The 11,971-nt window shown below is 74.4% G+C and carries 13 protein-coding genes; 6 read left to right on the top strand and 7 right to left on the bottom strand.

The features are described from left to right. Nucleotides 1-67: 67 nt before the first annotated feature. From GQ466_RS06050 to GQ466_RS06035, 4 genes are all read right to left on the bottom strand, one after another. Nucleotides 68-1,351 carry a sugar ABC transporter permease gene (locus GQ466_RS06050; protein ID WP_237417605.1) on the bottom strand — a complete coding sequence of 428 codons (1,284 nt, stop codon included), beginning with the start codon at nucleotides 1,349-1,351 and terminating at the stop codon, nucleotides 68-70. Between the two features lie 11 nt (nucleotides 1,352-1,362). Continuing rightward, nucleotides 1,363-2,148, bottom strand: coding sequence for an ATP-binding cassette domain-containing protein (locus GQ466_RS06045; RefSeq protein WP_161101727.1), 786 nt, complete (start codon nucleotides 2,146-2,148; stop codon nucleotides 1,363-1,365). Between the two features lie 103 nt (nucleotides 2,149-2,251). Then, nucleotides 2,252-3,331: a sugar ABC transporter substrate-binding protein gene (locus GQ466_RS06040; RefSeq protein ID WP_161101726.1), complete on the bottom strand. Its 1,080-nt coding sequence runs from the start codon at nucleotides 3,329-3,331 to the stop codon at nucleotides 2,252-2,254. Nucleotides 3,332-3,732: 401 nt separating this feature from the next. Then, the gene (locus tag GQ466_RS06035; protein WP_235828429.1) at nucleotides 3,733-4,029 is read right to left on the bottom strand and encodes a hypothetical protein; all 297 of its coding nucleotides are present in this window, start codon (nucleotides 4,027-4,029) and stop codon (nucleotides 3,733-3,735) included. Between the two features lie 197 nt (nucleotides 4,030-4,226). Here GQ466_RS06035 and GQ466_RS06030 point away from each other — a divergent pair, with 197 nt between their 5' ends. Then, entirely contained in the window at nucleotides 4,227-5,009 is a 783-nt protein-coding gene (locus GQ466_RS06030; protein ID WP_161101725.1) for a hypothetical protein, read from the top strand. A 3-nt stretch (nucleotides 5,010-5,012) separates the two neighbouring features. Here GQ466_RS06030 and GQ466_RS06025 read toward each other — a convergent pair whose 3' ends face one another. Then, a complete protein-coding gene (locus GQ466_RS06025) occupies nucleotides 5,013-5,681 on the bottom strand; it encodes an aminoacyl-tRNA hydrolase (protein WP_161101724.1) in 669 nt (222 codons plus the stop codon). 172 nt (nucleotides 5,682-5,853) lie between these two features. On the opposite strand from GQ466_RS06025, the gene GQ466_RS06020 reads away from it, so the two are divergent. After that, a complete protein-coding gene (locus tag GQ466_RS06020; RefSeq protein WP_161101723.1) occupies nucleotides 5,854-6,942 on the top strand; it encodes a hypothetical protein in 1,089 nt (362 codons plus the stop codon). A 4-nt stretch (nucleotides 6,943-6,946) separates the two neighbouring features. Here the strand turns inward: GQ466_RS06020 and GQ466_RS06015 are convergent, their stop codons facing one another. Further along, nucleotides 6,947-7,537, bottom strand: a complete 591-nt coding sequence (locus GQ466_RS06015) for an HAD family hydrolase (RefSeq protein WP_161101722.1) — start codon at nucleotides 7,535-7,537, stop codon at nucleotides 6,947-6,949. Between the two features lie 58 nt (nucleotides 7,538-7,595). Here GQ466_RS06015 and GQ466_RS06010 point away from each other — a divergent pair, with 58 nt between their 5' ends. Both GQ466_RS06010 and GQ466_RS06005 read left to right on the top strand, forming a co-directional pair. Next, complete coding sequence (locus GQ466_RS06010; protein ID WP_161101721.1) at nucleotides 7,596-8,249, top strand: TetR/AcrR family transcriptional regulator; 654 nt, start codon at nucleotides 7,596-7,598, stop codon at nucleotides 8,247-8,249. Between the two features lie 177 nt (nucleotides 8,250-8,426). Continuing rightward, on the top strand, nucleotides 8,427-8,657 hold the full coding sequence (locus tag GQ466_RS06005; RefSeq protein ID WP_161101720.1) for a hypothetical protein: 231 nt from the start codon (nucleotides 8,427-8,429) through the stop codon (nucleotides 8,655-8,657). 36 nt (nucleotides 8,658-8,693) lie between these two features. Here GQ466_RS06005 and GQ466_RS06000 read toward each other — a convergent pair whose 3' ends face one another. Next, the gene (locus GQ466_RS06000; RefSeq protein WP_161101719.1) at nucleotides 8,694-8,993 is read right to left on the bottom strand and encodes a Dabb family protein; all 300 of its coding nucleotides are present in this window, start codon (nucleotides 8,991-8,993) and stop codon (nucleotides 8,694-8,696) included. A 96-nt stretch (nucleotides 8,994-9,089) separates the two neighbouring features. On the opposite strand from GQ466_RS06000, the gene GQ466_RS05995 reads away from it, so the two are divergent. Next, nucleotides 9,090-10,730 (top strand): phosphatidylglycerol lysyltransferase domain-containing protein, encoded by a 1,641-nt coding sequence (locus GQ466_RS05995; RefSeq protein ID WP_161101718.1) that lies wholly within the window; start codon nucleotides 9,090-9,092, stop codon nucleotides 10,728-10,730. A gap of 77 nt (nucleotides 10,731-10,807) precedes the next feature. Then, complete coding sequence (locus tag GQ466_RS05990; protein ID WP_161101717.1) at nucleotides 10,808-11,971, top strand: serine hydrolase domain-containing protein; 1,164 nt, start codon at nucleotides 10,808-10,810, stop codon at nucleotides 11,969-11,971.

Below are 11,971 nucleotides of genomic sequence, written 5' to 3'. Positions count from 1 at the left end.
GTGAGCCTAGCATCGGGGGGTTCGGGGACGGATCGGGCCGATCCGTCCCCGAACCGGGCGGCCCGCACTACCGTCCCGTGGACGAGCGGCGCCGGCGCGCGGTGGCGTCGATGCTGGCCGCGAGCAGCAGGACGACCCCGGTGATCAGGAAGTTCGCGTACGCCTTGGTACCGAGCAGCCCGAGCCCGTTGTCGATGATCGCGATGACGAGGCCGCCGAGGACGGCGTCCCGCGCCCGGCCGCGTCCGCCGAACAGGCTCGTCCCGCCGATGACGGCCGCGCCGACCGCGTACAGCAGCGTGTTGCCGCCGCCGGAGTCGGTGGCGACCGAGTTCAGCCGCGACGCCGCGACGACCCCGCTGATCGCCGCGAGGGCGGACGAGATCATGAAGACCGCGACCTTGATCCGCGTGACGTTGATGCCCGCGCGACGGGCGGCCTCGGCGTTGCCGCCGACCGCGTAGATGTGGCGTCCGAACGACGTCCGGCCGAGCACGAACGTGCAGATGATCAGCAGGACGGCCACCAGCGGCACGCCCCACGGGATCCCGGCGAGCGTGACGAGCGGGCTCGGCGCGCGGTCCAGGCTGAGCAGGTACGTCCCGGCCAGCAGCACGACCGCGACGACCGCGACGCGCGCCGCGACCAGTTCGATCGGGCTGGCCGCCAGGCCCCGCGACCGCTGCCGCTGCCAGCGCCGGAGCTGCGTCGCCGCGTAGCCGGCGGCGCACACGACGGCCGCCGTCCAGCCGAGCCACAGCGGCATGTTCTTGTTGGCGAGCGCGACGATCACGTCGTCGTGGACGGGCACCGTGCCGCCGTCCCCGATCAGCCGCAGCGTGATGCCCTGCAACCCGAGGAAGAACGCGAGGCTGACGACGAACGACGGGATCCGCACGACCGCGACGAGCCAGCCGAGCACCGTCCCGATGACGATGCCGATGGCGATGGCGGCGAGCACCGCGACGTACCAGGGCTGCCCGGAGTCCACGATGAGCTTGGCCATCACCGCCGCGCACACGCCGCTCGCGACGCCCGCCGACAGGTCGATCTCGCCGAGCAGCAGGACGAAGACCAGGCCCATCGCGAGGATCGTCACCGGCAGCGCCTGCGTGGACAGGTTCGCGAGGTTGCCCTTGCTGAGGAACGTGTCCGGCCGCAGCGCGGTGAACAGGACGATCAGCCCGGCGAGGCCGAGGATGGCCGGGATGGCGCCGAGGTCGCCGGACCGCACCCGCAGCCAGTAGTCGCCGACCGCGGTCCGCACGTCGGTGCTGCGGTGGTCGGCCGCGAAGTCGGAGTCGGCGAGCTTCACGCCGGACCCCTTGCTCGCAGGGAGGTCAGTGGACATCGCGTCCCCCATCAGATGGTCTCTGCGGCGGTGGCCGGGGCGAGTCCGATGTCGCCCGACCGTCCCGCGGTGATCAGCTCCACGACCTGCCCGGTCGTGACGTCCTCGCGCCGGACCTCCGCCGCGACGCGGCCGAGGTAGAGCGCGGTGATCCGGTCGGCCACCTCGAACACGTCGATCATGTTGTGCGAGATGAGCACGACGGCGTGGCCGGTGTCGGCGAGCCGCCGGACGAGGTCGAGGACCTGCCGGGTCTGCGCGACGCCGAGCGCGGCGGTGGGCTCGTCCAGGATGACGACCTTGGAGTCCCACAGGGCGGCCTTGGCGATGGCGACGGTCTGCCGCTGCCCGCCCGACAGGCTCGCGACCTGCTGGCGGACCGACTTCACGGTCCGGACCGACAGGCGCGCGAGCGTCTCGCGCGCGGCCTTCTCCATCGAGTCCTCGTCGAGGACCAGGCCCCGCGTGCGCTCGCGGCCGAGGAACATGTTCTGGACGATGTCGAGATTGTCGGCCAGCGCGAGGTCCTGGTAAACGACCTCGATGCCGAGGTCGGCCGCGTCGCGCGGGCTGCCGATCTGGACCGGGCGGCCCTCGAACTCGACGGTGCCGCCGTCGATCGGGTGGATGCCCGCGATGCACTTGATCAGGGTGGACTTGCCCGCGCCGTTGTCGCCGACGAGGGCCATCACCTCGCCCTGGCGCAGCGTGAAGTCCACGTCGTGGAGCACGTGGACCGGCCCGAAGCTCTTGTTCACTCCGGTCAGGCGCAGGACGGGTTCGCCGTTCTCTGCCACGGATCCTCCTTGCGGTCCGGTGGGGAGCCCCGCCCGGCGGACAGGTCCGCCGGGCGGGGTCGTCACCGGTGAGCGCGGGCGGGCGCGCTCACCGGCGGATGGGTCACTGGATCCCGGCGTCCGCGCACTTCTTGGCGTAGGCGCCCTTGCACAGGTCGGCCTTGTTGACGAAGCCGTCGCCCACGACCTTCTTGACCCCGTCCTTGAAGGTGGGGATCACGGGGATGAACACCGACGGGACGTCGCGCTTGCCCTGCGGGTCGTTGATCGTGCTGTTGGTCTGGGCCTTCTCGCCCTTCAGCAGCGACAGCGCCAGCTTGGCGGCGGCGTCGGCCTCCTGGTTGACGGGCTTGTAGACGGTCATGCACTGCGTGCCGTCGAGGATGTTCTGCAGGCCCTGGAGGCTCGCGTCCTGGCCGGTCACCGGGACCTTGCCCGCCTCGCCGTTCTTCTTCAGGATCGAGATGGCCGAGTTGGCGAGGCCGTCGTTGGCGGCCAGCACGCCGTCGACCTTGCCGCCCTGCTGGGTGTAGATCTGCTCGAAGATCGTCGCGGCCTTCTGGTTGTCCCAGTCGGGGACGGCCTGCTCGGCGACCTTGGTGTAGTTCGGGACCTTGTCCAGGATGTTGTGCGCGCCCTGGGCGAACAGCGTCGCGTTGTTGTCGGTCGCGGCGCCGTTGAGGTAGGCGATGTTGGCCTTCTTGTCGCCGAGGCACTTCTGGAGGCCCTTGCCCAGTTCCTCGCCGACCTTCGTGCTGTCGAACGAGACGTAGTAGTCGGCGACGCCGCCGAGGGTCAGCCGGTCGTAGTCGATCGTCTTGACGCCCTGCGACTGCGCCTTGCGCTGGACGGCGGCGGCGGAGTTGGAGTCCAGGCCGTCCACGAGCAGGACGGTCACGCCACCGGTGATCATCTGGTCGGCGATCGTCTGGAAGCGCTGCGTCGAGCCTTCGGCGTTCTGGATGTCGTACTTGACGCCGGCGGCCTTGAACGCCTTCTCCAGCAGCGGGCGGTCGAAGCTCTCGTAGCGGACGGACGACTTGGTGTCGGGCAGGATCACGCCGATCTTGCCCTTGGCGGCGGCGTCCGACCCGGAGCCGGAGCCCTTGTCGTCTCCGCAGGCCGTGAGCGAGAGGGCGGCGGCCACCGAGACGGCCGCGAAACCGAGGATCCCCTTGCGCATGATCCCGGGTCCTTTCTGGGGGCGACCGCGGAGCGCGGCCGGAGGGGGTGGGACCGGCCGGTGATCGAGATCACATCGGCCGTATGTTGTACCCGGCAACATATGTCGCCCGTCGGCGGATTGCCAGAGTCCGAACCGACCAATTTGTTGTCGGCAGTAACAATCCAGTAACAGGCCTGTCACCTGGGCGAAGAGGTCGTACGCCTGCCACGGTACGTCGCGTGCGGGCATGGGCGAGCCGGGCGGGGCGACGGGCGGGCGACCCCGGATATGTTCGCGGAGCCAACGATTGCCGGATCCGGACGGCGTCCGGCGGGCCGGGGATCAGCGGCGGGCGGCGGCCGTGATCATGCAGCTCCCGTCCCGGGACGGACCGGAGCGTCGCTGCATGATCACGTCGTTCACTGGACGGCGAGCACCAGTGCGACCCGTTCGGCCGCGACGGTCACGTCGGCCGCGGGCGCGATGCGCTCCGCCCACGACCACCAGAACCACCAGCCGTCCGGCCCCTCCTCGGCGAGGATGTTCTCCGAGAGGGCCGACGCGTCCGGATTGGTCACGTGCAGGCTCGGCGCCTGGTCGCGGGGCAGGGTGATCCGCACGCGGAACCCGCGCCCGGCCAGCTCGGCGCCCAGCATCTCCAGATACTCCATCCGCGACTTCAGCAGCGCGGCTGTTCCCGTTTCGTCAGGCGTCATCCCTCGTCGCTCCTGTGGAATCCGCATGGCCCGACAACGGCTCAGCCTCCCCCCTGGCCGGGCTCCACGCAAGCACTTCCGGCAGGTCAGCGGCGGTTCGGCAACCGGTTCGCCCGATCTGGCCGAGACAGGGCATTCGATTCGGTGTGGTTCGCGGTAAGTTGCGCGTACTGACGTACACGGAGGATGGGGGCACGATGACCGTGGGCGCCGGCGGGAACCCGGAATGGACCCGGCCCGACCAGCCGCTGCCGGCGCGGCCTTCCGCCGCGCCGCCCGCCTATCCCGAGGCCCCGGCCTACCCCGAGCCGCCCGCCGACGCCGCGCCGCCGGCGCCGCCCGGCAAGGAGGCGGCGAACTGGCACCGCTTCCACTACCCGGTCGGCGTCTTCCTCGCGGCGTTCGGCATCGGCACGCTCGCGACGACCGCGCTGGACGTCGCCGGGCGCCGCGCCGACCTCGCCGCCTACGTCGGGTCCGGGCTCGGGCTGCCCGCGCTGGTCGTGGTGAAGGCGGTGCAGTTCGCGCTCGTCCTCGTGGCCGCCGCCGCGCTGGCCCGGCGCCGGGACGTGTGGTTCCTGCCCGCGCTCGCCGCCTGGGCCGCCGGGTACGGCGTGTTCGCCGCGCTGGACGTGATCCGCGGCAAGTGGCTCGCGCTCGGCCTGCACCTGGTCTACCTGGCGGGGTTCGTCGTGGTGCTGCTGATCTCCTACAGCCTCAGCGTGAAGGCGCGCGCGGCCGGGTCGTCCGGGCAGCAGGAGCCGCTGCCGGTGCTGCCCGGACGCACGCAGGAACTCGCGCTCGCCGCGATGAACAAGTGGCGCCAGCAGCGGCCCGCGCCGGAACCCGCGCCCGCGCCGGAGGACCGGACGATGCCGCATCCGCTGCCGTCCAACGACCCGGCGCCGACCCGGCCGCAGGCGCTGCCGCCGCGCCCGTCGCCCGACGAGACGCTGCTCGACCCGCCGCAGCAGCCGTAACGGTCAGGTCTCCAGCCAGGCCACGGCCGTCATCGTGCCGGGCGCGACCTCGGTGAACCCGCCGTCCCGGACGGCGACCAGCGAGCGCTTCACGGACGTCTCCCACGGGACGCCGTGCACGATGCGCACATTCGACCCGGCGTCCGTCCAGGCCCGCTGCTTCCGGCCGGGCAGGGCGCGCAGCAGGAGCTGGGCGGCGTGCCCGCACTGCGCCGCCGCCTTCCCGGTCGTGATCGTCACGCCGGGGTTCAGCGCGATCGCCGCGTAGGGGACGGCCGGGACGGGCGGCTCGTCGTCGGCCGCGAGGTCCAGCCCCGCCACCTGGAGCTTCGCCAGCTCGGGCGGCACGTCCGCGACCGGCGACGGCACGAACGCGCGGACCTCCGCGCCGCCGTACGCCACCGTCACGCCGGGCAGCCCCTGCGCCTCCGGCCAGCGGACGCCGCGCGCCCGCCGGGTGACCTTGCGGATCCGCCGCGCCTCCCACTCGGCGACGGCCGCATGCCACTCCCCGTCCGGCGCGGCGGCGCGCGGGTCGGTGAGCAGCCGCGCGACGGCCGTCGCGGCGGCGGCGCACACCGCGTCGTGGCCGGGCGGGTCCGCCTTCTCCACGCGGACGATGAGCTGCATGGCCCACGGCGGGTCGTCGCGGGGGTCGTGTTCGGGTCGCACGGGGGGAGTATTCCACCCCCGGTGAGCGGCGCCACGCCGGACGGACGGGGCGGGAACCGCGACCGTACGGCCCGGAGATGGACAATGGCGGAGACAGCGCGCGACAACGGGCCTTCCGGAGGGGGCGGCGGATGACGCGGCAGCGAGCAGGCGACCCGGCCGGGGGCCGGGCATGACGGCGGCGGCGCCCGGGGAGACGGTGCCGGGCATCGGGACGTTCTTCGTCGGGATCGACGTCGCGCCCGGCCGGTACCGGTGCGCGGAGGCCAAGGGCGGCTGGTGGGTGCGGTTCACCGGGCCGGGCGGCGGGGAGCCGGTCGGGTCGTGGCCGCTGCCGCCGGGCCCGGCCGAGGTCGACATCTCCCCCACCGACTTCGCGTTCGAGACGCACGTGGCGTCGCACTGGGAGCGGGTGGGCGCGCCGCTCGGGCCGCCGGCGCGGGCGCTGCCGGGCGAGGCGCGTCCGGTCGCGGACCCGACGCTGCGCGCGGACCTGGACAGCATCGTGCGGCGCGGCCGTCCGCTGGTGTGGCTCGGGCCGCTGGCGCTGCTCGCGCTCGGCGCCGGGGCGGCGGCGCTGCTCGGCATGTGGCTGGTGCCGGTGGCGCTGGTCGGGGCGCTGCTGTGGGCGATCGTACCGGGCGTGACGCTGGACGCCCGCCGCGCCCGCGAGCTGGACCGGCGGCGGGACCGGTACGTCGTCCCCGAGGACCTGGACGCCCCGGCGCGGGCGCTGCTGGCGCGGGCGCAGCGGGCGATCGACACCGTCCTGACCGCCGAGGTCCACCGGGAGGGGCTGCTCGACGCGATCGACAACACGGTGACGCTGCCCCGCCAGGAGTGGGAGATCGCGCAGATCCTCGCCCGGCAGGCGCGGCTGCGGACGGCGCGCGACGCCGACGCCGTCGAGGACGAGCTGCCCGAGGTCGAGGCGGCGCTGCGTCCGCTGCGCGAGAAGCTGGACCGGTCGGTGGCGGCCGTGACGCGCCGGGTGGAGGCGCTGGAGCGCTACGCCGAGCGGGCCGTCGCGGCGGACGAGGCGCTGCGCGCGCAACGCCGGCTGGAGGCGCTCACCCGGGACGCGCACGAGTACGACGCGCTGCTCGCCGACGCGACGCGCGACGAGCTGGCGATCCCGGCCATCGAGCGGCTGACCGAGCAGGGCGACGCGCTGGTGCGGGCGCTGCGCGAGCGGCTGGCCGCGGCGGCGGAGGCGGGCGGCGACCTGCCGCTGCCCGTCGATCCCCCGGCCGAGCCGTGACGGGTCAGGCGCCGACGAGCGCGCGCACCTGCTCGGGCGAGGCGAAGACCTCGGCGCGCATCCCCGCGCGCCGGGCGCCCTCGACGTTCGCCGGGGAGTCATCGAAGAACAGCACGTCGGCGGGGTCGGCGCCGAGCCGCCGCGCGGTGATCGCGTAGGCGCGCGGGTCGGGCTTGGCGACGCCGATCCGGCACGAGTACACGCGCTCGGCGAAGTGGCCGAGCCAGTCGCCGTGCAGCGCCTCGAAGCGCGGGACGAGGTCGGCGATGATGTTGGACAGCAGGCCGAGCGTACGGCCCTTCTCAGCGAGGTCGGCGACGAGTTCGACCATGCGGTCGTCCACGCGGGTCCAGCTCGCGAGGTCGGCCTCGATGAGCGCGGAGACGTCGGCGAAGGCGACGCCGAGCCGGTCGGCGACCGTCGCCCAGTAGGCGGCGCTCTCCTGGCCCGCGTCGTAGTCCGGGCGGCACGTCCAGTAGGCGTCCCAGAACCGGGCGCCGCGGACGCCCGCCAGGTCCTCGATCGCGCGCACGGCCGCGTCGGACTGCGTGCGGGCGATGACTCCGTAGAGGTCGAACACGATCACGTCGGGCATGCTCCCGACTCTAGGACCCGCGTCGCGGACGCCGGAGCGCCCGGTATGCCCGGGCATAATGGCGCGGGTGACCACTGCGAACTCCGGGCGTCCCGGCACGGCGCGGCGCCGCCGGGGACGCGGCGACGCGGCCCTCGCCTCGCGCCGCCGCGAGCACCTCGTGCGCCTGGCGGCCGGCCTCTTCGCCGAGAAGGGCTTCCAGGCCACGACGGTCCGCGACATCGCCAAGGAGGCCGGGATCCTGTCCGGCAGCCTCTACCACCACTTCGACTCCAAGGAGTCGATCGTGGACGAGCTGCTGACGGCGTACTTCGCGGAGACCGCGGCGGCGGCGCGGGCCGCCGTGGAGGCGGGCGAGGACGCCCGCGCGACGCTCACCGCGCTCGTCCACGCGGCGTTCGCGTCGCTGGAGCCGCACCGCGCGGCGATCACGGTGCTGCAGAACGACTGGAACCATCTGCGGAGCACGGCGCGGTTCGCCTACGTCGCGCGGTCGGAGGCCGAGATCGAGGCGCTGTGGGTCGAGACGATCCGCCGGGGCCAGCGGGACGGGCAGTTCCGCGCCGACCTCGACCCCGAGCTGACCCACCGGATGATCCGCGACGCGGTGCGGGCGGCGGTGCGCTGGTCCGGCCGGGGCGAGCGCACGGACGCCGCGCGGCTCGCCGAGCACCACCTCGGGATCATTCTCGACGGCGTCCATGCGCGCTGAACCGTCCGCCCGGTCCCGAGCGCCGTCGTTCTCCTGCTGTTTCGCCGCTTTTCGCGGCGTCCTGCCTGCACGGGCGGGCTCGGGATGACATCGTGTCCTTCGTCACATTTCGCCGATCAGCGGTGACGTTTCGGGTCCGGATCACGCTGTTACCTAGAGGCACACGGGGGAGGCGACATGACGGCTGAGCGGGACACGGCGGGTCTCGACGACGAGCCCACCGCCGCCGCGACGGCGGCGGCGGTGCGCGGGCTGCAGGAACAGTTCCCTGGCGTCCGCGTCTGGTACGGCAAGGCCACCCGGTCGTGGTGGGCGCTCGTCCCGCTGGGCGGGGGCTCACGGCTGCTGGAGGCCGCCGCGCCGCAGACGCTGCGCGACGCGATCCTGAACGCGCGGGCGCTCGGCTGAGCGCCCGCGCGCGGGTCAGTGTCGGGCCAGTGCCGACTAGAACGCGTACTGGACGGCCGCCCGGTCCTTGGTGATCGGCGCGACGAACTCGTCGAGGACCGCCCGGTGCGCCGGGTGGTCGCGGTACACGAGGTAGGCGTCGCGGTCGGCGAAGTCCGCGACGACCGCGAAGTCGTAGCTCGTCGCGTTGACCCCCGCGTCCAGACCGACGGAGTACGCGGCGATCTCCGGGATCGCGTCCGGGAGCGCGCGCAGCCGCCGCGCCAGGTCCTCCTGCTGCTCGACCGTCGTCCCTTCGTTCCACCGGAACACGACCACATGCCTGAAACCGCTCATGGGATCACCGTAGCGGCCCGAACAGACGCGACTTAACGTACGAAACGGGGAATGAGTTCCCGGAGATCATGGTTGCGCGGGTCGGAGGTGTCTCTGGTGGAGCATGCGAAGCCGCCCGGACCGGTCTGGCCCGTCGGCGCGGGGACGGGAACGGTGGCCGCGCTCCTCGCCGTCCCGGCGGTCCCGGGCTCGCCCGGCTGGCTGCGGCGGGCGTCGGTGCTGGTCACCGGGGAGCCGCTGGCGCCCGCGCACGCCGTCGTCCTCGCGCTCGCGCTGCTGCTCGTCGCGCGCGGGATCCTGCTGCGCCGCCGCGCCGCGCTCGTCGGCGTGCTCGCGCTGACCGGTCTCGGCCTCGTCGCGGTGCTCGCCGGGGAGGACGCCCCGTGGCGCGGCCCGCTGCTCGCCGCCGCGCTGGTCGCGCTGTGGCTGCGGCGCGGCGACTACCCGGTCGGGCCGCATCCGGCGCGCGTCCGGACGGCGGCGGTCGTCGGCGGCGCGCTCATCGTCGTCGCCGCCGTCGGCTCGGTGCTGCTCGGGGGCGTCGCGGTCGGGAGCGTGGGCCGCGACCTGGCGTCCGGGCTCGGCGCGACGGGCGCGCACATCGAGGGCGCGGACTGGCTGCCCGGCGTCCTCGCGACGCTCGGCGGGGCCGGGCTGCTCGCGCTCGTCCTGACCCTGCTCGCGCCCGACCCGGCGCCCGCGCCCGGCGACGACGCCGAGCGCCGCCGCGTGGCACTGCTCGTCGCGCATCCGGGATCGGACACGCTGGCGCCGTTCGCGCTGCGCCGCGACAAGTCGTACGTGTTCAGCCCGGACGGCCGCGCCGCGATCGGGTACCGCGTGCTGTTCGGCATCGCGGCGGCGGGCGGCGACCCCGTCGGCGACCCCGCGTCGCACCGCGCGGCGATCGACGCGTTCCTGGAGCTGTGCCGGACGTCCGGCTGGCGCCCGGCGGTGCTCGGCGCGCGGCCCGAGCTGGTCCCCGCGTGGGACGGCCTGCGCTCGATCGGCATCGGCGACGAGGTGCTGCTGCGGCCCGCCGGGTTCGCGCTGGCCGGACGCCGGATGCGCAACGTCCGCCAGGCCGTGCAGCGGTCGGTGAACGCGGGCGTCGTGACCGAGGTGCTGGCCGAGCGGGACCTGTCCCCCGAGCTGCGCGCGAAGCTGCTGGACGTCGCCCGCTCGTCCCTCGGCGGCGCCGCCGAGCGCGGCTTCTCGATGAACCTGGACGAGCTGCTGACCGGCCGCCACCCCGGCACGGTCGTCGCCGTCGCCTACGACCGCGCGGGCGAGCCGGTCGGCTTCCAGCGCTACGCCCGCGCCGGGAACGCGCTCAGCCTGGACGCGATGCGGCGGCGGCCCGGCGGCCCGAACGGCGTCAACGAGCGGCTGATCGCCGAGACCGTCGCGTACGCGGCGGACCGGGGCCTGGACGTCGTGTCGCTGAACTTCGCGGCGTTCCGCGAGCTGCTGGAGACCGACGACCGCGGCCCGCTGGAGCGCGCCGGGTACCGGGCGCTGCACCTGCTGGACCCGTGGATCGCGGTCGAGTCGCTGTTCCTGTTCAACCGCAAGTTCCGGCCGGACTACCAGCCGCGCTGCGTGCTGTTCCGCGCCTGGACCGATCTCGTGCCCGTCGCGGCGGCGCTGCTCGCGCTGGAGTTCGGGCGGACGCGGCCGGGCCACGTCGCGCCTCTCCCCGAGCCCGAGCCCGCCGGACGGCTCGGACATCTCTGAGGCCGACCCCGCGTCGTCCCGGCGGACGCCGATCGAGCATGATTCGGTTTCGACCCTCCAGAGAGGACGGACCGGACATGTCGCCAGTCACGGGATTCTGCGATCCGGCCTTCGCGGCGGTGCGGGACGCGTTCGAGCGCAACTTCGCGGCGGGCCGCGAGCTGGGCGCGGCCGTCGCCGTCTACGTCGGCGACCGCAAGGTCGTGGACCTGTGGGGCGGCAGCGCCGACCGGCGCACCGGCCGCGCCTGGGAGGAGTCGACGCCCTGCTTCGCGTTCTCGTGCACCAAGGCCGTCACGGCGACGGCCGCGCTGCACCTGGCCGAGCGCGGCGGCCTCGACCTGGACGGCCCGGTGACGGCGTGGTGGCCGGAGTACGGGCAGGGCGGCAAAGACGGCACGACCGCCGCGCACCTGCTGTCGCACCAGGACGGGCTGCCCGCGTTCGCGCGTCCGGTGAGCGCCGAGGAGGCCGCCGACGCGGACACGGCGTCGGCGATCCTCGCGGCGCAGGAGCCCGAGTGGACGCCCGGCACGGCCCACGGCTACCACCCGCTCACGTTCGGCTGGCTGGCCGGGGAGATCGTCCGGCGCGTCGCGGGGCTGCCGGTCGGCGCGTACGCGCGGCGCGAGTTCGCCGGGGCCCTGGACCTGTGGGTCGGCGCCCCGGACGACGTCATCGGGCGGGCCGCGCGGCTCGCGCCGGGCGGCAAGGAGAACGCAGGACCCGTCGTCCCGACCGACGACCCGGAGATCCTCGCGAAGCTGCGCGCGGCGATGACCGACCCGGCGAGCACGTTCGTGCGGGCGCTCAGCGCGCCCACGCCCGGCAAGGGCGGCTTCAACAACCCGGTCGTGCTGCGGGCGGGCTGGCCGTCGGCGGGCATGATCGCGACGGCGCGGTCGCTGGCCGCGTTCTACCGTGACCTCGCCGCCGGGCGGATCCTCAAGCCGGACACGCTGGCCGAGGCGCTGCGCCCGCGCGTCCACGGCCCGGACCGGACGCTCGTCGTGGACTCCGCGTTCGGCCTCGGCTACATGCGCCCCGCGACGATGCTGCCGGTCCCGGCGGCGGGCCGCGCGACGGCGTTCGGGCATCCGGGCGCGGGCGGCTCGCTCGGGCTCGGCGACCCGGCGGCCGGGCTGGCGTTCGCCTACCTGCCGAACCGGATGGGCGCGCAGCTCGCCGGGGATCCGCGCGCGGTCGCGCTGCTGGACGCCGCGTACTCCGCGCTGGCGTAA

Source organism: Actinomadura rayongensis, from assembly GCF_009831215.1.
GTDB classification, from domain to species: Bacteria; Actinomycetota; Actinomycetes; order Streptosporangiales; family Streptosporangiaceae; genus Spirillospora; species Spirillospora rayongensis.
This window is presented reverse-complemented; position numbering and strand designations above follow the sequence as displayed.